Genomic DNA, 22,258 nt, shown 5'->3' on the forward strand with positions numbered 1-22,258 from the left:
CGGAGCAGTCCGGAACGATCCTCGCGCACGCTGATTCCGCCGGCGTTCGTCTCAGCGGTAGTGCAGAAAGACGTTGTCCTTGCCGAACTGGTCACGCAGCGCCTGGATCAGGCTGTCCGCCGGATCGATCCGCCACGCCTCGCCGAACTGCAGCAGGGCGCGCGCCTCGCGCCCGCTGTAGTCCAGGGTGATCGGACAGGCGCCGCGATGGCGTCTGCAGAGTTCCGCCAGCCAGCGCAGGCGGTCGCCGCCCAGCGCCTCGCTGGCGACCTGCAGACGCAGGCTCTCGGCCAGCCCGGTGCGCGCCTCCTCCAGGCTCATCACCCGCTTGGCGCGCAGGCGCAGGCCACCGGAAAAGTCGTCGTTGCTGACCTCGCCCTCCACCACCACCAGGGCGTCGGTCTGCAACAGCGCCTGGGCGCTGGCGAAGGCATCGGCGAACAGCGAAGCCTCGATTCGCGCGGAACGGTCGTCGAGGGTGATGAAACCCATCTTGTCGCCTTTCTTGTTCCTCATCACCCGCAGGTTGACGATCAGTCCGGCGACGGTCTGGGTATCCCGCGCCGGGCGCAGTTCGACGATGCGCTGGCGGGCGAAGCGGCGGATCTCGCTCTCGTACTCGTCGATCGGGTGACCGGTCAGGTACAGGCCGAGGGTGTCCTTCTCGCCCTTCAGGCGCTCCTTGAGTGATAGTTCGCGGGCGTTGCGATGGTGGGCGTAGACGTCCGCCTCGGGCTCGGCGAACAGCCCGCCGAACAGGTCCAGATGGCCGCTGTCGGCACTGCGCGCGGTCTGCTCGGCAGCCTGCACGGCCTCCTCCACGGCAGCCAGCAGGACCGCCCGGTTGCGGTCGATGTTCGCCTGGTAGGCCTTGGGCTCGTCGGAGAAGTACGGCCCCAGGCGGTCCAGAGCGCCGCCGCGGATCAGCGCCTCGAGGGTGCGCTTGTTGATCCGCTTGAGATCGACCCGCGCACAGAAGTCGAAAAGGTCCTTGAACGGACCACCGTCCCCCCGGCACTCGACGATGGCCTCGACCGGCCCCTCGCCGACCCCCTTGATCGCCCCCAGGCCGTAGACGATGCGCCCCTCGTCGTCGACGGTGAACATGAACTCGGAGTTGTTCACGTCCGGCGCGACGAGACGCAGCTTCATGCTGCGACACTCCTCGATCAGGGTCACCACCTTGTCGGTGTTGTGCATGTCCGCGGAAAGCACCGCCGCCATGAAGGGCGCCGGGTAGTGGGTCTTCAGCCAGGCCGTCTGGTAGGAGACCAGGCCGTAGGCGGCCGAGTGCGACTTGTTGAAGCCATAGCCGGCGAACTTCTCCACCAGATCGAAGATGTTGCCCGCCAGATCCCCATCGATACCATTGTTGGCGCAGCCCTCGATGAAGCCGCCGCGCTGCTTGGCCATTTCCTCGGGCTTCTTCTTGCCCATGGCGCGGCGCAGCATGTCGGCGCCGCCCAGGGTGTAGCCGGCCATCACCTGGGCGATCTGCATCACCTGCTCCTGATACAGGATGATGCCGTAGGTGGGCTTCAGAACCGGCTCGAGGCCTGCGTACTGGTAATCGGAGTGCGGGTAGGAAATCTCCGCACGCCCGTGCTTGCGGTTGATGAAGTCGTCCACCATGCCCGACTGCAGAGGGCCCGGACGGAACAGCGCCACCAGCGCGATCATGTCTTCGATGTTGTCGGGCTTGAGCTTCTTGATCAGCTCCTTCATGCCGCGCGATTCCAGCTGGAATACCGCGGTGGTCTCGGCCCTCTGCAGGAGCGCGTAGGTCGCCTTGTCGTCCAGCGGGATGAAGTCGATGTTCACCGGCTCCAGGCCTTTCTTCGCCTGTTCGCGGTTGATGGTCTCCATCGCCCACTTGATGATGGTCAGGGTGCGCAGGCCGAGGAAGTCGAACTTGACCAGGCCGGCGGCTTCCACGTCGTCCTTGTCGAACTGGGTCACCAGGCCGCCACCGTCCTCGTCGCAGGCAATGGGGGCGAAGTCGGTGAGCTTGGTCGGCGCGATCACCACGCCACCGGCGTGCTTGCCGGTGCCGCGGGTGATGCCCTCCAGCTTGAGGGCCATGTCCCAGATCTCCTGGGCCTCTTCGTCGCTCCTGAGGAATTCGCGGAGCATCTCCTCCTGCTCGTAGGCCTTCTCCAGGGTCATGCCGACCTCGAAGGGGATCATCTTCGACAGGCGGTCGGCCAGGCCGTAGGACTTGCCCTGCACCCGCGCCACGTCGCGCACCACCGCCTTGGCCGCCATCGAGCCGAAGGTGATGATCTGGCTCACCGCGTTGCGCCCGTAGGTTTCCGCCACGTAGTCGATGACCCGGTCGCGGCCGTCCATGCAGAAGTCGACGTCGAAGTCGGGCATGGAGACCCGCTCGGGGTTGAGGAAACGCTCGAACAGCAGGTCGTAGGCCAGCGGGTCGAGGTCGGTGATCTTCAGCACGTAAGCCACCAGACTGCCTGCGCCGGAACCGCGGCCGGGGCCGACCGGCACGCCGTTGTTCTTCGCCCACTTGATGAAGTCCATGACGATCAGGAAGTAGCCGGGAAAGCCCATCTGGATGATGGTGCCCAGCTCGAACTCCAGGCGGTCGACGTAGACCTGGTACCTCTCCTCGTAGTCGGGCGTGTCCTTTGGCAGCAGCACCTCCAGACGCTCCTCCAACCCCTCGAAGGACACCTGACGCAGGTAGTCGTCGATGGTCATGCCTTCCGGTACCGGGAAATTGGGCAGGAAGTGCTTGCCCAGGCGCACCTCGATATTGCAGCGCCGGGCGATCTCCACGCTGTTTTCCAGCGCCTCGGGCAGGTCGGAAAACAGCTCCCACATTTCCGCCGGCGTCTTCAGGTACTGCTGGTCGGAGTAGTTGCGCGGCCGTCGCGGATCGCCGAGGACGCGCCCCTCGCCGATGCAGACGCGGGTCTCGTGGGCCTCGAAGTCCTCCTGCTTGAGAAAGCGCACGTCATTGGTGGCCACCAGCGGGGCATCGCAGCGCGACGCCAGCTCGACGACCGCATGCAGGTACTCCTCGTCGCCGACCCGGCCGGTGCGCTGCACTTCCAGATAGAAACGCCCGGGGAACACCACCAGCCACTCCTCGAGCAGCGCCGCCGCCTCGTCGACATGGCCGTTGAGCAGCGCCAGGCCGATCTCCCCTTCCCGCGCCCCGGACAACGCGATCAACCCCTCGGCAGCCTCCTTCACCCAGTCGCGCTGGATGATCACCAGGCCATCGCCGTGCTGGCCATCGGCCCAGCCTCGGGAGACCAGTTCGGTGAGATTGCGGTAACCCCTGGCATCCATCGCCAGCAGGGTCAGGCGCGACAGCGGGCCGTCGGCCTCGGGACTGGCCAGCCAGAGGTCGGCGCCGCAGATCGGCTTGACCCCGCCGCCCATGGCGGCCTTGTAGAACTTCACCAGCGAGCACATGTTGCTCTGGTCGGTGACCGCCACCGCGGGCATGCCTGCCCCGGCCACCGCCTTGATCAGCGGCTTGACCCGCACCAGGCCGTCAACCAGGGAAAACTCGGTGTGCACGCGCAGGTGGACGAAGGAAACGGACATGGCAGACCTTGACTGACAGGAAAACGGCAGAGGCGGAATTGTAACCGCCCTAGCGGCAACTGTTCGCGGCGAGCGCTCGCTCAGGAGGGCAGAGCGTCGGGCAGGACACCGGAACGGAAAGCGGCCTCGAGCCGCTCGCGCACCGGCGCGAAGGAGCGCCGATGGATGGCGCTCGGCCCCAGACGGGCGAGGGCCTCCAGGTGCATGGCCGTGGGATAGCCCTTGTGCCTGGCCAGTCCATAGCCCGGATAGAGGGCATCCAGCGCGAGCATTTCCCGATCCCGGGCAACCTTGGCGAGGATCGAGGCCGCGGCGATGGCCGGCACCTGGGCGTCACCCTTGATTACCGGCGCGCAGGGCACCGCCAGCTTCGGACAGCGGTTGCCGTCGATCAGCGCCAGACGGGGCGTCACGGCGAGCCCCTCCACGGCACGCTGCATGGCCAGCAGGGTCGCCTGGAGGATGTTCAGCCGGTCGATCTCCTCCACCTCGGCACGGGCGATGCACCAGGCCAGCGCCTTCTCGCGGATTTCCTCGAACAGCGCCTCGCGACGGGCTTTGGAAAGCTTCTTCGAGTCGTTCAGCCCCATGATCGGCCGCGCCGGATCGAGGATCACCGCAGCAGTGACCACCGCCCCGCAGAGCGGGCCGCGACCGACTTCGTCGACACCGGCGACCAGCGCCTCGACCCGGCCGAAGTCCAGCCCCAGCTGCATCAGGCGCGCTCCGCCAGCTCGAGCACCGACTCGGCCGCCTGGCGCGAGGCGTCCCGGCGCAGCGAGCGATGGATGGCGTCGAAGCACTCGGTCTGCTCCCGACCTATCTCCAGCAACGGCATCAGCGCCTCGGCCAGCGCCTCGGGGGTCGCGCGCTCCTGCAGCAGCTCGGGCACCAGCGCCCGGTCGGCGAGCAGATTGGGCAGGGAGAAGAACGGCGTCTTCACCAGGTGTCTCGCAACCTTGTAGGTCAACGGCGCCAGGCGATAGGCCACCACCATCGGCCGCTTGTACAGCAGAGCCTCCAGGGTCGCGGTACCGGAAGCGATGAGCACCGCATCGCAGGCCGCCAGTGCCTCGTGGGAGCGGCCGTCGAGCAGCATCACCGGCAGGTCGCGACGGGTATGGCTGAGCATCTCCTCGAGCTGCCGGCGCCGTTCGGGACTGGCGCAGGGCACCACGAAGCGCAGCGCTCCGGCGTGCAGCGCCAGCAGGCGCTCGGCAGCCTCGAGGAACAGCGGGCCGAGACGAGCCAGCTCGCCACCGCGGCTGCCCGGCATCAGGGCGACGATGGTCTCCCCGGCGGTCAGATCCAGGGCGGCGCGGGCGGCGTCGCGATCGGTCTGCAGGGGCACCTGATCGGCCAGCGGATGGCCGACGAAACGTACCGGCACGTCCTGTGCCTCGTAGAACTGCGCCTCGAAGGGAAACAGGGTGAGCATCAAGTCGCAGGCCTGGCGGATCTTCAGCACGCGCTTCTGCCGCCAGGCCCACACCGACGGACTGACATAGTGCACGGTACGAATGCCGGCACGACGCAAGCGGAGTTCGACGCCCAGATTGAAATCCGGCGCATCGATGCCGATGTACACATCGGGACGGGCTTCGAGCAGGCTGCGAATCAGCCGCCGGCGGCGCAGCAGCAGCTCGGGGAGACGGCCGAGCACCTCGAACAAGCCCATGACCGCCAGACGCTCCATGGGGAAATACGACTGCAGCCCCTCGGCCTGCATGCGCGGGCCGCCGACGCCGATGAACTCGATATCAGGGCGGGCCGCCTTCAGGGCCTGCATCAGGCTGGCGCCGAGGATGTCGCCCGAGGCCTCGCCGGCCACCAGGGCCACGCGCATGACGCGAGCCATCTCAGCGGGTGATTCCGCGGGTGGACGCACGCACGGAGTCGCGGAAGATCGCGACCTCGGGGAACTGCTTGGCCGCCTCCTCCAGCTCCACCAGCGCCTGCTCCACGGTCAGCCCCTGGCGATAGACGACCTTGTAGGCCCGGCGCAGCGCATTCATGACCTCCGAGCTGAAGCCGCGCCGGCGCATGCCCTCGAAGTTCATGCTGCGGGCCTGGGCCGGGCTGCCGAGGACGGTGACGAAGGCCGGCACATCCTTGGACACGCCGCTGCCCATGCCGACAAAGCTGTGCGCACCGATCTGGCAATGCTGGTGGATCAGGGTATAGCCGGAGAGGATCGCCCAGTCGCCCACATGCACGTGACCGGCCAGGGAGGCGTTGTTGATGAGGATGCAGTGACTGCCCACCACGCTGTCATGGCCGATGTGCACATAGGCCATGATCAGATTGTGGTCAGCGATGGTGGTTTCCGAACGATCCTGGACAGTGCCGCGATGGATGGTGACCCCTTCGCGGATCACGTTGTGGTCGCCGATCACCAGCCGGGTCGGTTCACCCTTGTATTTCAGGTCTGGGGTATCCTCGCCGATGGTGGAGAACTGGAAGATCTTGTTGTGCCGGCCGATCCAGGTCGGCCCCTTGACGATCACATGGGGACCGATCTCGGTGCCTTCGCCGATGTGCACGTTCGGCCCGATCAGAGTCCAAGGACCGATACGTACGTCGGGCGCCAGGGTGGCGGTCGGGTCGATGATGGCGCGAGGATCGATCAAACTCATAGCTTACGTTCCGCACAGATGATTTCGCCCGAACAGACCTGCTTGTCGTCCACCCTGGCCTGGCACTCGAACTTCCAGATACTGCGCTTGGCGCTGAGGAACCTGGCTTCGAGAATCAGCTGATCGCCCGGCATTACCGGCTGCCGGAAGCGCATCTTGTCCGAGCCGACGAAGTAGTAGATCGTGCCGTCGGCGGGCTTCACGTCCAGCATCTTGAAGCCCAGGATACCGGCGGCCTGGGCCATCGCCTCGATGATCAGCACACCCGGCATGATCGGGTGCTGGGGAAAGTGGCCATTGAAGAACGGCTCGTTGATGCTGACATTCTTGTAGGCGCGAATGCGCTGGCCTTCAACATCAAGGTCCACCACCCGATCAACCAGAAGGAAAGGATAGCGGTGCGGCAGGTATTCGCGAATCTCGTTAATGTCCATCATTTCCAGGAAAGCCTGTAAGTAAGATTGGGGACGCACATCAAAGTGGGTCAGCCTCTGATGTAGCATCTCCGTCGGAGGTCACGGTCGCCAGGCGCTTTTCCATTTGCTGCAGGCGCCGCGCCAGATCGTCCAGCTGGCGGATGCGGGCGACACTCTTCTTCCATTCGGCAGCAGGCTGCATCGCCGTGCCGGAAGAGTAGGCGCCCGGCTCGTGAATCGAGCGGGTGACCATGGTCATCCCGGTGACGAACACCCCGTCGCACACCTCGATATGCCCCACCATGCCAACGCCGCCGGCGATCATGCAGTGCCTGCCGATCTTGGTACTGCCGGAAATGCCGACGCAGCCGGCCATGGCGGTGTGATCGCCGATCTGCACGTTGTGCGCGATCATGATCTGGTTATCCAGCTTGACGCCGTTGCCGATCAGGGTATCGGCCAGCGCACCGCGGTCGATGGTGGTATTGGCGCCGATTTCCACGTCGTCGCCGATGGTCACCCCGCCGATCTGGGCGATCTTGCGCCAGACACCCTTTTCGTTGGCGAAACCGAAACCCTCGCCGCCGATCACCGCGCCGGACTGGATGACCACCCGCCGACCGATCCGCACGTCATGGTAGAGCGTTACCCGCGGGGCCAGCCAGCCACCCTCGGCGATCACGCTGCGGGCACCGATGAAACAGTGCGCACCGACCGTGACCCCCGCCTCGATCCGCGCCCCAGCCTCGATCACCGCATAGGCGCCGACGCTGGCGCTCGGATGGACGCTGGCATCCGGCGCGACCAGGGCAGTGGCATGCACTCCGGCAGGCGCGACAGGCTTCGGATCGAACAGGTGCGACAACTGGGCATAGGCCAGATAGGGATTGGCCAGCAACAGGGCATCCCCCGCATAGAACTCGGCGTCCGCCGGGGTCAGTAGCAGGGCTCCGGCGCGGGTGCTCTCCAGATATTTGCGGTATTTTGGGTTGGCGAGAAAGCTCAACTGCTCGGGGCCGGCCTCCTCGAGGGTGGCAAGCCCGCGAACGGTTCTGTCCGCGGCACCGCGCAGCGTGGCGCCAAGGCGCTCAGCCAGCTCGCCGAGAGTGAATGCGGGCGTGCTCATCATCAGCGCAATTGGTTCATGCGCTCGATGACCTGCCGAGTGATGTCATATTGAGGCTTGACCTCGACCACCGAGCCCTGCTCGAGCACCAGATCGTAGCTTCCCTTCTTGATGACCTCCTCGACCGCCTTGTCCAGCTTCGGCTTGAGCTGCTTGAGCATGTCACGATCGGCAACCGCCTTGGCCTCGTTCAGTTCCTTGGACTGGAACTGGAAGTCGCGGGCCTTCTGCTTGAACTCGAGTTCGAGACGCTCGCGCTCGGCGGTCTGCATCCTCTCGCCCTCCTTCACCAGCCGATCCTGGATGCGCTTGGCGTCGCTCTCGAGGGTCTTCAGCTTGTTCAGCTGCGGGCCGAATTTCTTCTCCGCATCCACGGCATACTTCTTCGCCGCATCGGACTCGAGCAGGGCCATCTGATAATTGAGCACGGCAATCTTCATTTCCGCGAAGGCCGGTGTTGCCAGAAGGGCAGCACTTAACAAAACCCATTGAGTCAGCTTGCGCACGATGAACTCCCGCTTTGCAGCATTTACGTGATGAGGGCCGGGCCCGTTAGAAGCTCTGACCCATTGAGAACTGGAATACCTGGGTTTCGGCGTCGTCGGGCTTCATGACCGGCACGGCCAGACTGAAGCTCAGCGGGCCGAAGCCGCTAACCCAGGTCACGCCCAGCCCGATGGAACTGGCCATGTTGCTGAAGTCGATATCGCAACTTTCGTCGTTGCGCTCCTTCTGTGAGGAACTGCAGTTGGTATCAAACACATTGCCCACATCCCAGAACAGGGAGGTGCGCAGCGAGCGCTGGTCCTTGACGAACGGCATCGGAAACATCATCTCGACCCCGCCGAGCATCAGCACGTTGCCGCCGAACGGCTGTTCGTCCTGATCCGGATCCTCCTCGGTCCCCTCGTTGCCGGTCACCGCCTCGCCCCGGCTCGGCGTACTGCGCGCGCCCAGCGTGTTGTCCTTGAAGCCGCGGATAGAGGAAAAACCGCCGGCATAGTAGTGCTCGTAGAAGGGCATCTTCGTCGTGGAACCAAAGCTGTCTCCATACCCCAGCTTGGTATGGAAACGCAGGGTGTAATCGTCCGTCAACGCCTTGAACATCTGGGCGTTGTAATCGATCTTGTAAAATGACAGATCGCTGCCGGGCAGCGTGGTTTCGAACACCAGGCTCTGGGAGGTGCCGCGCGTGGGCATTACCCCGCGATTCAGGGTCGAATCGGACCAGCCGGCCGAGGCCTTGAGGTTCAGGTAGTCGTCACCTTCCTCGTCGAGGAACTCGAAGATCTCGTCGACCGTGTAGGTCCCGGTATCGATGCTGTCCTGCTGGGCGGTAAGACCGAAGCTCAGACGCGAGGTTTCGCTGATCGGATAGCCGATGTTGACGCCGGTGCCGAAGCTGTCCACCGAGTAGCTGGAGTAGTCCACTTCCAGATCGTCATAGTCGGTGGACTTCAAGAACACATTGTAGCCAAGGCTGATGCCGTCCTCGGTCCAGTAGGGGTCGACGAAGCCGAAGTTGTAGTTGGTCTGGTATTCGCTGCGGGTCAGGCCGATGGTGACCTTGTTGCCGCTGCCGAGAAAGTTGTTCTGGCTGATCGAGCCGCCCAGGACCAGACCGGCATTCTGGGCAAAGCCGACGCTGGCGGTGACGGAGCCGGACGCCTGCTCCTCGACCGTGAAGTTGACATCCACCTGGTCGTCGGTGCCCGGCACCTGCGGTGTCTGGACGCTGACCTCCTTGAAGAAGCCCAGCCGCTCGAGACGGGTCTTGGACTGGTCGATCAGGTAGGTCGAGGCCCAGCCGCCCTCCATCTGGCGCATCTCGCGACGCAGCACCTCGTCCTCGGTCTTGGTGTTGCCGCGAAAGTTGATGCGGTTGACGTAGGCCCGCTTGCCCGGATCGACCACGAAGGTGACGGAAACCGTCTTGTCCTCGTCGTGGGGCTCGGGCACGGCATTGACGTTGGCGAAGGTATAGCCCTCGTTGCCCAGGCGCCGGGTGATCAGCTCGGAACTGCTGGTCATCACCTTGCGGGAGAACACCTGGCCTTCCTTGACCAGCAGCAGGGACTCGATTTCCTCTTCCGGAACCTTCAGGTCACCGGTGAGCTTGACCTCGCGGATGCTGTACTTCTCGCCCTCGTCGATGTTGACGGTGATGTAGACATGCCGCTTGTCCGGCGTGATGGATACCTGGGTGGAGGCGATATCCATGTTGATGTAGCCACGGTCCAGATAATAGGAGCGCAGGCGCTCCAGGTCGCCGGACAGCTTCTCGCGGGCATACTTGTCGTCGTTGCGGAAGAAGGACAACAGGTTGGTGGTCTTCAGTTCGAACAGACTGATCAGGGTCTCGTCCGGAAAGACGGTGTTGCCCACCACATTGATGTGCTGGATGGCGGCGACCGAACCTTCATTGATCTTGATCTTCAGGGCCACCCGGTTGCGCGGCTGCGGCACGACTTCGGTCTCGATCGAGGCCGAATAGCGGCCCTGGGCGACATACTGGCGCTGCAGCTCGTTGCGCACCCCTTCCAGGGTTGCCCGCTGGAAGATCTCGCCCTCGGCCAGGCCGGACTGCTTCAGGCCGTTCAGCAGGTCTTCCGACTTGATGGCCTTGTTGCCTTCCAGCTCGATGCTGGAAATCGAAGGCCGCTCGACTACAGTGATGACAAGGATGTTGCCATCATGGCCAAGCTGGATATCCTGAAAGAAACCGGTCTTGAAAAGCGCACGCGCACCCTCCACGAGACGCCGATCATCCACCTGATCGCCAACGTTGAGCGGCAGGGCACTGAACACGCTACCGGCGGAGACCCTCTGCAAACCATTGACACGGATATCGGTGATGGTGAAGGACTCGGCGTGAACCTCGGCGGTCATCAAGGCGGCGAGGACCGCAGGCAGCAGCAGGCGTTTCATGAAGTCCTTTCTTTTTCAACTGACAATAAAGAAACTGCCGCGAAACGCGGCAGCTTCGAAACTCGGCAAGACGTCACAAGCGACTCAAGTCATTGACCAGAGCCAGCAGCATGACCCCAACGACAAGGCTGATACCAATCTGCATTCCCCAAGCTTGGACTCGCTCCGACAAGGGGCGCCCCGGGCCCACTCGACGAAATAGAAAAGCAGATGGCCGCCATCGAGCACCGGAATCGGCAGCAAATTGAGCACCCCCAAGCTTATGCTCAGATAGGCGAGAAAATTCAGAAAGTCTCCCACCCCTGACTGGGCTGAAGCGCCCGCCACTTTAGCAATGGTTATCGGCCCGCTCAAGTTTTTTACCGAGAGCTCGCCAAAGAGCATTTTCCTCAGGGAATCGAGAGTCAGGACGCTCATGCTCCAGGTGCGCCGAAAGGCTTCACCGACCGCCTCCAGCGGACCGTGACGGACTTCACGAAGCATTTCCGGAGGCCATTCGGCAGCCTCCACGCCAGCCCCGAGATAGCCGCTGCGCGCCTCGCCTTCGCCGCGCCCCGCCAGCTCGACCGGCAGCTCGATTCGCCGCCCCTCCCGCTCGATCAGGAAGATGACTCGCGCCCCCGGGCGGGCACGCACCCGATCGACCACCTGCTGCCAGTCGTCCAGCGCCTGCCCGTCGAGCGCCAGCAGGCGGTCACCGCCTTGCAGACCGGCCGCCTGCGCCGGCCCCTTCGGGTCCAGCTGGGCCAAGACGGGGGCCAAGGCGGGACGCCACGGGCGAATCCCGAGACTGGCAATCGGATCGGGCTCCTCGACATCCTTCAGCCAGTCCTTGAGAACCACTTGGCGCTGGGCATTCACGCTGGAGTCCGGCTCGCGCACGGTGATCTCGAGCGTCCCGCTCTCGCCCAGGCGACGCACCATCTGCAGGTTGACTGCCGCCCAGCCGGCCGTCTCCTCGCCGTCCACCGCAAGGACCTCCTCTCCGGCCTGCAGCCCCGCAGCCGCCGCCGGACTACCCGCCTCCACGGCGCCAATGACCGGCCGCAGCTGCTGGCTGCCAAGCAAGGCCAGCAGCCAGAAGAACAGCAAAGCCAGGAGAAAGTTGGCAATGGGGCCGGCCACAACGATGGCGATGCGCCGGACGACGCCCTGACGATTGAAGGTCTGCTCGAGCAGCCCCGGGGGAACCTCCCCCTCGCGCTCGTCGAGCATCTTGACATAGCCCCCCAGGGGAACCGCGGCGATCACGAACTCGGTGCCCTGGCGGTCGCGCCAGCGCAGCAGAGGCGTGCCGAAACCGATGGAAAAGCGCAGCACCTTGACGCCGCAACGACGGGCGACCCAAAAATGGCCGAACTCGTGGAAGGTGACCAGCACCCCGAGCGCTACCAGGGTGCCGATGATCATGTACAGAGCGCTCATTGCATTCCTCCGGATCCGACGATCGAGCCGCCGGACTCAAGTCCCGGTGTAGGGGCGCCAGGACAGGTTGGCGAACGTGCCTCACCGCCCGGGCGAAAGGGATAGGCTCGCCTCTTCGCTACGCGCCCGTGCATCCCCGCGCGCGAGGATACGCCACCTTTGTTACTGACCGGCCAGCCCCGGCATGGCACGACGGAAGGATCCTGCCGGCCGGGCCCGTCAGGCACCGGCCTGGCTCAGCGATTGTGACGCCGCAGCCAGCCCTCGGCCCGTGCACGGGCCTGACCATCGGCAAGCAGCACTGCTTCGAGGTCATCGATGGTGACGACCGGCTCGCCCTGCAGGACCTCCCCGATGATACTCGCGATTTCCGGAAAGCGGACACGCCCGTCGAGAAAGGCCGCCACGGCCACCTCATTGGCGGCGTTGAGCACGGCCGGCGCACTGCCGCCGGCCTCGGCCGCCTGCCGGGCCAGACGCAGGCAGGGAAAGCGCGACTCGTCGGGTGCCTGGAAGTCCAGACGGGCGATGGCGAACAGATCCAAGGGGGCGACCCCGGAATCGATGCGTTCGGGCCAGGCCAGGGCGTGGGCGATCGGCGTGCGCATATCCGGATTGCCCAGCTGCGCCAGCACCGAGCCATCGACATAATCGACCAGCGAATGGATCACGCTCTGCGGATGGACCACCACCTCGACCTGCGCGGGACGCGCATCGAACAGCCAGCAGGCCTCGATCAGCTCCAGGCCCTTGTTCATCATGCTGGCCGAATCCACGGAAATCTTCCGCCCCATCGACCAGTTGGGATGGGCGCAGGCCTGCACGGGCGTCACTTCGGCCAACGCGGCCGCCGAGGTTTCGCGGAACGGTCCGCCGGAAGCGGTCAGCAGGATACGCCGCACCCCGACCGACGCCAGGCCCTGGCCGTAACCGCTGGGCAGGCACTGAAAGATCGCATTGTGCTCGCTGTCGATCGGTAGCAGCTGCGCGCCGCTGCGCCGCACCGCCTGCATGAACAGGGCGCCGGACATCACCAGCGCCTCCTTGTTGGCCAGCAGGACCTTCTTGCCCGCCTCTACCGCCGCCAGCGTGGGGCGCAATCCGGCAGCGCCGACGATGGCCGCCATCACCGCATCCACCTCGGGATGGGCCGCCACCTCGCAAAGTCCTTCGCTGCCGGCCAATACCCGGGTAGCCAGACCGGCAGCCTGCAGCTCATCCTCAAGCCGCCGCGCCGCCCCCGACTCGGGCACCACGGCATAACGGGGACGAAAGCGCAGGCAAAGAGCTTTCAGCTCGTCCAGGCGGGTGAATCCCGTCAGCGCGAAGGCCCGGTAACGCTCGGGATGACGGGCGATCACGTCCAGGGTGCTCAGGCCGATGGAGCCGGTGGCACCCAGCACGGTTATCTGTTGCGGATTCAAGATGCCCCCCAACCGGCGATCCAGAGCATGACGACGAACATCGGAATGGCTGCCGTCAGGCTGTCGATGCGATCCAGCACACCGCCATGCCCGGGCAGCAGATGGCTGCTGTCCTTGAGACCGGCCTGGCGCTTGAACATGCTCTCGGTCAGGTCGCCGACCACCGAGATCAACACCACCAGAACGGTGCCGGCGAGCGCCAGCGCGAACTCGCCCGCCGACCAGCCACGGACCAGCCCGACAACCACGGCGACCAGCAGACAGGCCAGCAGGCCGCCAGCCACCCCTTCCCAGCTCTTGCCGGGACTGACCTGCGGCGCCAGCTTGCGCCTGCCGAAGGCCCGGCCGACGAAATAGGCGCCGATATCCGCGGCCCAGACCAGCACCATCACCGCCAGAATCAGCTGATTGCCCAGCGGCCACTGCTTGAGCAGCAGCAGGCCCTGCCAGGCCGGCAGGAGAATCAGCAGGCCGATCGCCAGCCGGCGGCCCGTTCCTTCCCAGCGATGACTGCTCTGCGGATAGCTCAGGACCAGCGGCACGGCCAGCAGCCACCAGAGAACGCCGAGCAGCATGACCCCGGCCGCCAGCATCGGCAGCCAGTAGAGCAGCACGAGCAGAGCCGCGAGCGCCGCGGCGAAGCCCACGCGGGCCGGCTGCCCGGCGAAGCCGGCAAGCCGCGCCCACTCCCAGCCGCCCAGGGTGACGACCGCCCCGATGAACAGCGCGAAGGCCCCGCCCTCGAGCAGGAAGAAGCCGGCCAGGGCGAGGGGTAGCAGCACCAGCGCAGTGAGGATTCGTTGCTTGAGCATCAGGTCCGCGCCTCTGCTTCCACCTGTTCGCTGGTCTTGCCAAAGCGGCGCTGACGGGAAGCGAAGTCGGCCAACGCCTGACGCATGGCCTCCTGCTTGAAATCCGGCCAGTACAGATCGGTGAAATACAGCTCGGCATAGGCCAGCTGCCAGAGCAGGAAGTTGCTGATGCGATGATCCCCACCGGTACGAATGCACAGGTCCGGCAGCGGCTGATCACCGGTCGTCAGGCAGCTTTGCAGGAGCTGCGGGCTGATGTCGTCCGGGCGCAGATGGCCGGCCTGAACCTCCCGCGCCAGGCGCTGCGCGGCCTGGGCGATGTCCCACTGGCCACCGTAGTTGGCGGCGACCTGCAGGAGCAACCCCGTCTGCCCGGCGGTCTGCAGCTCGGCTTCGCGCATGGCGGCCTGCAGTTCCGGACTGAAGCGCGAGCGATCGCCGATGATGCGCAGGCAGATGCCGTTCTCGCTGAGCCTTCTCGCCTCGCGGCGCAGGGCCGCCAGGAACAGCTCCATCAAGGCACCGACCTCGGCGGCCGGGCGCTGCCAGTTCTCGCTGGAAAAGGCGAACAGGGTCAGCACCTCGACCCCCGCCTCGACGCACACCTCGATCACCGCCCGCACCGCGTCGACCCCCGCCTTGTGCCCGGCGATGCCAGGCAGCAGGCGCTTCTTCGCCCAGCGGTTGTTGCCATCCATGATGATGGCCACATGACGCGGCACCACGGCAGGAGCAGCGGTCTTGAATTTGTCCATGAAAATTCCCGTAACGGCCGTCGTTACACGGCCATGAGATCGGCCTCCTTGGCCTCCAGCGCCTTGTCGACCTCGGCGATGGCCTTGTCGGTGAGCTTCTGCACCTCGTCGGCTGCGCGACGCTCGTCGTCCTCGCTGATCTCCTTCTCCTTGACCAGGTCCTTGAGCTGGGCCAGGGCATCGCGACGGATGTTGCGCACCGCGACCCGGGCATTTTCCGCTTCGGCACGCGCCTGCTTGGTGTAGCCCTTGCGGGTTTCCTCGGTCAGCGCCGGCATCGGCACGCGGATGGTGGTACCGGCGGTCGCCGGATTGAGACCCAGATCGGAGGTCATGATGGCCTTCTCCACCGCCTGGATCATGCTCCTGTCGAACACGGTCAGTGCCAGGGTGCGAGCATCCTCGGCGACCACGTTGGCCACCTGGCGCAACGGCGTGTCGGCCCCGTAGTAGGAAACCATGACGCTGTCCAGGATGCTCGGGTGGGCGCGACCGGTGCGAATCTTGGCGAAGGCGTGCTCCAGGGACTCCAGGCTCTTCTTCATGCGCGCCTGCGCGTCCTTCTTGATCTCATTGATCATGCTTGCTTTCCTCGATCAGGGTTCCTTCGGCACCGCCGACCACGATGTTCAGCAGGGCACCCGGTTTGTTCATATTGAAGACGCGCAGCGGCATCTTGTGATCGCGACACAGACAAATGGCGGTCAGATCCATCACGCCCAGCTTGCGATCCAGCACCTCGTCGTAGGTCAGGTACTCGAACTTCTCGGCATTCGGGTCCTTGAAGGGATCGGCCGTATAGACGCCGTCCACCTTGGTGGCCTTGAGCACCAGGTCGGCATCGACCTCGATGGCCCGCAGGCAGGCCGCGGAGTCCGTGGTGAAGAAGGGGTTGCCGGTTCCCGCGGCGAAGATCACCACCTCGCCGGAAACCAGGTGACGCAGGGCCTTGCGCCGGTCATAGTGATCGGTCACACCGACCATGGAGATAGCCGACATGACGGTCGCCGGGATGTTGGAGCGCTCCAGGGCATCGCGCATGGCCAGGGCGTTCATCACCGTGGCCAGCATGCCCATATGGTCGCCCGTGACCCGATCCATGCCGGCAGCAGACAATGCGGCGCCGCGGAACAGGTTGCCACCACCGATCACCAGACCGACCTGTACGCCGATGCCGACCAGCTGACCGACCTCCAGCGCCATGCGGTCCAGCACCTTGGGGTCGATGCCGAACTCCTCGGAGCCCATCAAAGCTTCGCCGCTGAGCTTGAGCAGAATGCGTTTATAGCGAGGTTGACGACCACTCACCTGCTGGGCCATTGCGTATCTCTCCTGCGGCTCTATCTATATCAGTCGAAACAGGCACGCGGCCTGCCGTTGCGCTGCGCCGGGAACGGCGCCGGCCGGCGGCCGATCAACCTGGCGAAGCGGCTGCATCACCCGGCTGCCTGCAAATTGGTTGTAGCGGTCGGTCCGGCATCGCGACAGCAGTGACACATTGTCACGCCGCACCCCAGCCTCTGGGCCGCCCGGTGCCGGGCCGGCAAACCGCAGGCGGCCAGTCGACAAAGAGGCTGCACGCGCGAGCGGGCAGCCTCTTTGTCGGGACGACGGAATCGAAGCCGTCTTATTGCTTGCTGGCAGCCAGCTGGGCAGCCACTTCGGCAGCGAAGTCGACTTCCGCCTTCTCAATGCCCTCACCCACTTCGTAGCGGACGAAGGAAACGATCTCGGCCCCGGCCTTCTTGGCCAGATCACCGACCTTGACTTCCGGGTCCTTGACGAACGGCTGCTCGACCAGACTGGCCTCGGCGAGGAACTTGTTGATACGCCCCTTGACCATGTTCTCGACGATGTTTTCCGGCTTGCCGGCGATCTTGTCGGCGTTCAGGGCCAGGAAGATTTCCTTTTCCTTGGCGATCGCTTCCTCGGACACCTGGGACGGGCTCAGGAACTGCGGGTTGCTGGCCGCCACATGCATGGCGATTTCCTTGGCCAGCTCGGTGCTGCCGCCCTTCAGGGTGACCAGAACGCCGATGCGGTGACCGTGCAGGTAGGCGCCCACCACGTCGCCCTCGACCCGGGTCAGACGGCGGATGTTGACGTTCTCGCCGCACTTGGCCACCAGGGCCTCGCGTGCCGACTCCTGGGCCGCGATCAGCGGAGCGGCTTCGGTCAGCTTGTCGGCGAAGGCCTTCTCGAGGCTCTCGGCCACGAAGGCCTTGAAGTCGTCCTGCAGGGCCAGGAAGTCGGTCTGGGAGTTGATCTCGATGATCACGGCCGCCTTGCTGTCATCGGACAGCTTGACCGCGATGGAGCCTTCGGCGGCAATGTTGCCGGCCTTCTTGGCCGCCTTGATCGCACCGGCGGCGCGCATGTCGTCGATGGCCTTCTCGATGTCGCCACCAGCGGCAGTCAGGGCCTTCTTGCAATCCATCATGCCCTGGCCGGTACGTTCGCGCAGCTCCTTGACCAGCGCCGCAGTAATCTCTGCCATGTTCGCAATCCTCTTGAATAGGTTTTCAACCATTCCGCCCGCGGGATCGGGCGTTTCCGATCTTCAGATATGAAGGTGGCAAAAAGGGGGCCTAGCCCCCTTCTTGCGCAGCGGGTACCGCCTGGCGTCCCGCGCTTAGCCTTCCGAGGCCTCGGAGGCAGCGACTTCCTCGACGAACTCGTCGCCGGTGCTGGCGTTCTGACGGCCGCTCAGCACGGCATCGGCCACGGCGCTCAGGTACAGGTGCACGGCACGGATGGCGTCGTCGTTACCCGGGATGATGTAGTCCACGCCCTCGGGGCTGCTGTTGGTATCGACCACGCCGATGACCGGAATGCCCAGCTTGTTGGCTTCGGTAATGGCAATGCGCTCGTGGTCGACGTCGATCACGAACATCGCGTCCGGCAGACCACCCATCTCCTTGATGCCGCCCAGGCTGCGCTCCAGCTTCTCCAGATCGCGAGTGCGCATCAGCGCCTCTTTCTTGGTCAGCTTGGTGAAGGTGCCGTCCTGGGACTGGACTTCCAGCTCGCGCAGGCGCTTGATGGAGGCGCGAATGGTCTTGTAGTTGGTCAGCATGCCGCCCAGCCAGCGGTGGTCAACGTAAGGCATGCCGCAACGGGCGGCCTCTTCACGGACCAGCTTGCCGGCGGAACGCTTGGTGCCGACGAACAGGATCTTGTTCTTGCCCACTGCCAGCTTCTCGACGAAGCGCAGGGCTTCGTTGAACATCGGCAGGGTCTTTTCCAGATTGATGATGTGGATCTTGTTGCGCGCGCCGAAGATGTACTTGCCCATCTTCGGGTTCCAGTAACGGGTCTGGTGGCCGAAGTGGCAGCCAGCCTTCAGCATGTCGCGCATATTGACTTGGGACATTTCAATTCCTCGATCGAGTCGGGTTAGGCCTCCACGCATCCCGATATCCAACCCTTGCGGGCACCCAGGATACCGTGCCGATACGTGTGTGGGGTTAGTGCTCGCGAACGACGGGCCCGCCGAGCGGCGCGTTTTATAGCACAAAAGCCGGGCACAGGCTACCGACCCTGCTCGCCGCGCGGCGCCCGCTCGATTTGGTTTATCATCGCGCCTTTCCGAACGAAGGCCCGCGCCCCGGGCGCCGAGAGAGAATCTGCATGACCGTCACCATCAAGACGCCCGAGGAAATCGAAAAAATGCGCGTGGCCGGCCGCCTGGCCGCCGAGGTGCTGGAAATGATCGGCGAGCACGTCAAGCCGGGCGTCACCACCGAGGAACTGGACCGCATCTGCCACGACCATATCGTCAACGTGCAGCACGCCATTCCCGCCCCGCTCAACTACAAGGGCTTTCCCAAGTCGATCTGCACCTCGGTCAACCATGTGGTCTGCCACGGTATTCCCAACGACAAGCCACTGAAGGACGGCGACATCGTCAACCTCGACATCACCGTGATCAAGGACGGCTACCACGGCGACACCAGCATGATGTTCCTGGTCGGCAACACCCCGGAGTGGGCGAAGCGCCTGTGCCAGGTGACCCAGGAATGCCTGTACAAGGGCATCGAACTGGTGCGCCCGGGCGCCCACCTGGGCGACATCGGCGAGGCGATCCAGAAGCACGCCGAGAAGAACGGTTTCTCGGTGGTCCGCGAGTACTGCGGGCACGGCATCGGTGCGGTGTTCCACGAGGAGCCCCAGGTGCTCCACTACGGCCGCGCCGGCACCGGCCTCGAACTCAAGGAAGGCATGACCTTCACCATCGAGCCGATGATCAACCAGGGCCGCGCGGAAACCCGCCTGCTTGGCGACGGCTGGACCGCCATCACCAAGGACCGCAAGCTCTCCGCCCAGTGGGAGCACACCCTGCTGGTCACCGCCGACGGCTACGAGGTCCTCACCCTGCGCCGCGACGACACCATTGCCCGCACCCCGCGCTGATCCGCGCCAGTCCATGAACATCCGACCGTAGTAGACAGGTGACGCCATGCCGCAGGTGGACCCCGAGTTGTTCGACCCCGGGCAGTTCCAGGCCGAACTGGCCCTCAAGTCCAGCCCCATCGCCGCCTTCAAGAAGGCGCTGCGGCGTGCCCGGGAGGTGCTCGACGCACGCTTCCGGGAGGGCCGCGACATCCGCCGGCTGATCGAGGATCGCGCCTGGTTCGTCGACCAGATCCTCGCTCTGGCCTGGAACCGTTTCGACTGGAGCGAGGACGCCGACATCGCCCTGATCGCCGTCGGTGGCTACGGCCGCGGCGAGCTGCACCCCTGCTCGGACATCGACCTGCTGATCCTGATGGACGGCGCCGACCACGAGGTCTTCCGCGACTCGATCGAGGGCTTTCTCACCCTGCTCTGGGACATCGGCCTGGAGGTCGGGCAGAGCGTGCGCTCGCTGGCCGAATGCGCCGAGGAGGCGCAGGCCGATCTGACGGTGATCACCAACCTGATGGAAAGCCGGATCATCGCCGGCCCCGAGCACCTGCGCCAGCGCATGCAGGAAGTCAGCAGTCCGCTGCAGATGTGGCCGAGCCGGGCCTTCTTCCTCGCCAAGCGCGCCGAACAGAAGGCCCGCCACGCCCGCTACAACGACACCGAATACAACCTCGAGCCCAACGTCAAGGGCTCGCCCGGCGGCCTGCGCGACATCCAGACCATCCTCTGGATCGCCCGCCGCCAGTTCGGCACCCTCAACCTGCACGCCATGGTCGACCAGGGCTTCCTGCTGGAAAGCGAATACACCCTGCTCGCCGAATCCCAGGAATTCCTCTGGAAGGTGCGCTACGCCCTGCACATGCTCGCCGGGCGCGCCGAGGACCGCCTGCTGTTCGATCTGCAGCGGCAGATCGCCGGGCTGCTCGGCTACGAGGACAGCAACGTCAAGCTGGCGGTCGAGCGCTTCATGCAGAAGTACTACCGGGTGGTGATGGGCATCGCCGAGCTGACCGAACTGGTCTTCCAGCACTTCGAGGAAGTCATCCTGGCCGGCGACGCCGCCGGCCGGGTCGAGCCGCTGAACGAGCGCTTCCAGGTGCGCGACGGCTATCTGGAGGTCACGCGGGGGAGCGTCTTCGAGGAAGCCCCCTCCGCCCTCCTGGAAATCTTCGTGCTGCTGGCCCGGCATCCGGAAATCAAGGGCGTGCGCGCCGACACCATCCGCCTGCTGCGCGACCACCGCTACCTGATCGACGACGCCTTCCGCCGCGATCCCCACAACACCGGCCTGTTCATCGAGCTGTTCAAGAGCAGCCAGGGCATCCACCGCAACCTGCGGCGGATGAACCGCTACGGCATCCTCGGCCGCTACCTGCCGGAGTTCGGCCATATCGTTGGCCAGATGCAGCACGACCTGTTCCACATCTATACGGTCGATGCCCACACCCTGCACCTGATCAAGCACCTGCGCAAACTCTTCTGGCCGGAGCTGGCGGAGAAATACCCGCTGGCCAGCAAGCTGATCGAGAAGCTGCCCAAGCCCGAACTGGTCTACCTGGCCGGCCTCTATCACGACATCGGCAAGGGCCGCGGCGGCGACCACTCGGACCTCGGCGCCGCCGACGCCCTGGCCTTCTGCCAGCGCCACCAGCTGCCGGGCTGGGACACCCAGCTGATCGTCTGGCTGGTGCGCAACCACCTGCTGATGTCCACCACCGCCCAGCGCAAGGACCTCTCCGACCCGCAGGTGATCTTCGACTTCGCCCAGAAGGTCCGCGACCAGACCTACCTGGACTACCTCTACGTGCTCACCGTGGCGGACATCAACGCGACCAACCCGACGCTCTGGAACTCCTGGCGGGCCAGTCTGCTGCGCCAGCTCTACACCGAGACCAAGCACGCCCTGCGCCGCGGCCTGGAACATCCGGTCGGCCGCGAGGAGCAGATTCTCCAGACGCAGAACGCCGCGCTGGACATCCTGGTGCGCAGCGGCACCGACCCCGACGATGCCGAGCAGCTGTGGTCGCAACTGGGCGACGACTATTTCCTGCGCCACACCTCCAGCGACATCGCCTGGCACACCGAGGCGATCCTCCAGCACCCCGACAGCGCCGGGCCGCTGGTGCTGATCAAGGAGACCACCCAGCGCGAGTTCGAGGGCGCCACCCAGATCTTCATCTACGCGCCGGACCAGCACGACTTCTTCGCCGTGACCGTGGCCGCCATGGACCAGCTCAACCTGAGCATCCACGACGCCCGCATCATCACCTCGACCAGCCAGTTCACCCTCGACACCTATATCGTGCTCGACGCCGACGGCGGCTCGATCGGCGAAAACCCGATGCGCATCCAGGAGATCCGCGGCGGGCTGGTGGAAGCCCTGCGCAATCCGGCCGACTACCCGACCATCATCCAGCGCCGCGTGCCTCGCCAGCTCAAGCACTTTGCCTTCGCACCGCAGGTCACCATCCACAACGACGCGCTGCGTCCGGTGACCATCCTCGAGATCATCGCCCCGGACCGCCCCGGCCTGCTGGCGCGGATCGGCAAGATCTTCCTGGACTTCGACCTGTCGCTGCAGAACGCCAAGATCGCCACCCTCGGCGAGCGGGTCGAGGACGTGTTCTTCGTCACCGATGCGCACCACCAGCCGCTGTCCGATCCGGAACTCTGCGCCCGCCTGCAGCTGGCGATCGTCGAGCAGTTGGCGGACGGCGACAGCCACATCCAGCCGAGCCGGATCAGCATCTGAA

At 65.0% G+C, this 22,258-nt stretch carries 17 protein-coding genes and 1 pseudogene; 2 read left to right on the forward strand and 16 right to left on the reverse strand.

From position 1 onward, the window contains the following. Positions 1–51 precede the first annotated feature (51 nt). From dnaE to rpsB, 16 genes and pseudogenes are all read right to left on the reverse strand, one after another. Positions 52–3,576: a DNA polymerase III subunit alpha gene (gene dnaE, locus ACG10_RS15480; RefSeq protein ID WP_089168891.1), complete on the reverse strand. Its 3,525-nt coding sequence runs from the start codon at positions 3,574–3,576 to the stop codon at positions 52–54. Positions 3,577–3,656: 80 nt separating this feature from the next. Then, positions 3,657–4,292, reverse strand: a complete 636-nt coding sequence (gene rnhB, locus ACG10_RS15485; protein WP_089168892.1) for a ribonuclease HII — start codon at positions 4,290–4,292, stop codon at positions 3,657–3,659. Further along, positions 4,292–5,434: a lipid-A-disaccharide synthase gene (gene lpxB, locus ACG10_RS15490; protein ID WP_039802651.1), complete on the reverse strand. Its 1,143-nt coding sequence runs from the start codon at positions 5,432–5,434 to the stop codon at positions 4,292–4,294. The genes rnhB and lpxB overlap by 1 nt, the downstream gene beginning before the upstream one ends. Position 5,435: 1 nt before the next feature. After that, complete coding sequence (lpxA, locus tag ACG10_RS15495) at positions 5,436–6,212, reverse strand: acyl-ACP--UDP-N-acetylglucosamine O-acyltransferase (protein WP_039802649.1); 777 nt, start codon at positions 6,210–6,212, stop codon at positions 5,436–5,438. Continuing rightward, a complete protein-coding gene (gene fabZ, locus ACG10_RS15500; protein ID WP_039807552.1) occupies positions 6,209–6,649 on the reverse strand; it encodes a 3-hydroxyacyl-ACP dehydratase FabZ in 441 nt (146 codons plus the stop codon). The genes lpxA and fabZ overlap by 4 nt, the downstream gene beginning before the upstream one ends. 37 nt (positions 6,650–6,686) lie before the next feature. Beyond that, entirely contained in the window at positions 6,687–7,757 is a 1,071-nt protein-coding gene (gene lpxD, locus ACG10_RS15505) for a UDP-3-O-(3-hydroxymyristoyl)glucosamine N-acyltransferase (protein ID WP_089168893.1), read from the reverse strand. Next, positions 7,757–8,260: an OmpH family outer membrane protein gene (locus ACG10_RS15510; protein WP_089168894.1), complete on the reverse strand. Its 504-nt coding sequence runs from the start codon at positions 8,258–8,260 to the stop codon at positions 7,757–7,759. The genes lpxD and ACG10_RS15510 overlap by 1 nt, the downstream gene beginning before the upstream one ends. 46 nt (positions 8,261–8,306) lie before the next feature. Then, positions 8,307–10,682, reverse strand: coding sequence for an outer membrane protein assembly factor BamA (bamA, locus tag ACG10_RS15515; protein ID WP_089168895.1), 2,376 nt, complete (start codon positions 10,680–10,682; stop codon positions 8,307–8,309). A gap of 73 nt (positions 10,683–10,755) precedes the next feature. Next, positions 10,756–12,107 (reverse strand): annotated as a pseudogene (rseP, locus tag ACG10_RS15520) (RIP metalloprotease RseP). Between the two features lie 236 nt (positions 12,108–12,343). After that, positions 12,344–13,534, reverse strand: coding sequence for a 1-deoxy-D-xylulose-5-phosphate reductoisomerase (gene ispC / locus ACG10_RS15525; protein WP_089169912.1), 1,191 nt, complete (start codon positions 13,532–13,534; stop codon positions 12,344–12,346). Continuing rightward, complete coding sequence (locus tag ACG10_RS15530; protein WP_089168896.1) at positions 13,528–14,343, reverse strand: phosphatidate cytidylyltransferase; 816 nt, start codon at positions 14,341–14,343, stop codon at positions 13,528–13,530. The genes ispC and ACG10_RS15530 overlap by 7 nt, the downstream gene beginning before the upstream one ends. After that, positions 14,343–15,098 (reverse strand): polyprenyl diphosphate synthase, encoded by a 756-nt coding sequence (gene uppS, locus ACG10_RS15535; protein ID WP_089168897.1) that lies wholly within the window; start codon positions 15,096–15,098, stop codon positions 14,343–14,345. The genes ACG10_RS15530 and uppS overlap by 1 nt, the downstream gene beginning before the upstream one ends. A gap of 23 nt (positions 15,099–15,121) precedes the next feature. After that, positions 15,122–15,679, reverse strand: a complete 558-nt coding sequence (gene frr / locus ACG10_RS15540) for a ribosome recycling factor (protein WP_039802636.1) — start codon at positions 15,677–15,679, stop codon at positions 15,122–15,124. Continuing rightward, positions 15,669–16,418 (reverse strand): UMP kinase, encoded by a 750-nt coding sequence (gene pyrH, locus ACG10_RS15545; RefSeq protein WP_089168898.1) that lies wholly within the window; start codon positions 16,416–16,418, stop codon positions 15,669–15,671. The genes frr and pyrH overlap by 11 nt, the downstream gene beginning before the upstream one ends. A gap of 307 nt (positions 16,419–16,725) precedes the next feature. After that, positions 16,726–17,595, reverse strand: a complete 870-nt coding sequence (tsf, locus tag ACG10_RS15550; RefSeq protein WP_039802632.1) for a translation elongation factor Ts — start codon at positions 17,593–17,595, stop codon at positions 16,726–16,728. 135 nt (positions 17,596–17,730) lie between these two features. After that, positions 17,731–18,471 (reverse strand): 30S ribosomal protein S2, encoded by a 741-nt coding sequence (gene rpsB / locus ACG10_RS15555; RefSeq protein ID WP_089168899.1) that lies wholly within the window; start codon positions 18,469–18,471, stop codon positions 17,731–17,733. 257 nt (positions 18,472–18,728) lie between these two features. On the opposite strand from rpsB, the gene map reads away from it, so the two are divergent. Together map and ACG10_RS15565 are read left to right on the forward strand one after the other, a co-directional pair. Next, positions 18,729–19,511, forward strand: coding sequence for a type I methionyl aminopeptidase (gene map / locus ACG10_RS15560; RefSeq protein ID WP_089168900.1), 783 nt, complete (start codon positions 18,729–18,731; stop codon positions 19,509–19,511). Positions 19,512–19,557: 46 nt separating this feature from the next. After that, the gene (locus ACG10_RS15565; protein ID WP_089168901.1) at positions 19,558–22,257 is read left to right on the forward strand and encodes a [protein-PII] uridylyltransferase; all 2,700 of its coding nucleotides are present in this window, start codon (positions 19,558–19,560) and stop codon (positions 22,255–22,257) included. The last annotated feature ends 1 nt before the right edge of the window (position 22,258 follow it).

The organism is Azotobacter chroococcum (assembly GCF_002220155.1).
Taxonomy (GTDB): Bacteria; Pseudomonadota; Gammaproteobacteria; order Pseudomonadales; family Pseudomonadaceae; genus Azotobacter; species Azotobacter chroococcum.

Bases quoted from the DNA above. Each gene is read 5' to 3' on its own strand.
- pyrH (WP_089168898.1), bottom strand. From the start codon at position 16,418: ATGGCCCAGCAGGTGAGTGGTCGTCAACCTCGCTATAAACGCATTCTG.
- lpxA (WP_039802649.1), bottom strand. From the start codon at position 6,212: ATGAGTTTGATCGATCCTCGCGCCATCATCGACCCGACCGCCACCCTG.
- lpxD (WP_089168893.1), bottom strand. From the start codon at position 7,757: ATGATGAGCACGCCCGCATTCACTCTCGGCGAGCTGGCTGAGCGCCTT.
- map (WP_089168900.1), top strand. From the start codon at position 18,729: ATGACCGTCACCATCAAGACGCCCGAGGAAATCGAAAAAATGCGCGTG.
- uppS (WP_089168897.1), bottom strand. From the start codon at position 15,098: ATGGACAAATTCAAGACCGCTGCTCCTGCCGTGGTGCCGCGTCATGTG.
- fabZ (WP_039807552.1), bottom strand. From the start codon at position 6,649: ATGATGGACATTAACGAGATTCGCGAATACCTGCCGCACCGCTATCCT.
- lpxB (WP_039802651.1), bottom strand. From the start codon at position 5,434: ATGGCTCGCGTCATGCGCGTGGCCCTGGTGGCCGGCGAGGCCTCGGGC.
- frr (WP_039802636.1), bottom strand. From the start codon at position 15,679: ATGATCAATGAGATCAAGAAGGACGCGCAGGCGCGCATGAAGAAGAGC.
- dnaE (WP_089168891.1), bottom strand. From the start codon at position 3,576: ATGTCCGTTTCCTTCGTCCACCTGCGCGTGCACACCGAGTTTTCCCTG.
- ACG10_RS15530 (WP_089168896.1), bottom strand. From the start codon at position 14,343: ATGCTCAAGCAACGAATCCTCACTGCGCTGGTGCTGCTACCCCTCGCC.
- bamA (WP_089168895.1), bottom strand. From the start codon at position 10,682: ATGAAACGCCTGCTGCTGCCTGCGGTCCTCGCCGCCTTGATGACCGCC.
- tsf (WP_039802632.1), bottom strand. From the start codon at position 17,595: ATGGCAGAGATTACTGCGGCGCTGGTCAAGGAGCTGCGCGAACGTACC.
- ACG10_RS15565 (WP_089168901.1), top strand. From the start codon at position 19,558: ATGCCGCAGGTGGACCCCGAGTTGTTCGACCCCGGGCAGTTCCAGGCC.
- rnhB (WP_089168892.1), bottom strand. From the start codon at position 4,292: ATGCAGCTGGGGCTGGACTTCGGCCGGGTCGAGGCGCTGGTCGCCGGT.
- rpsB (WP_089168899.1), bottom strand. From the start codon at position 18,471: ATGTCCCAAGTCAATATGCGCGACATGCTGAAGGCTGGCTGCCACTTC.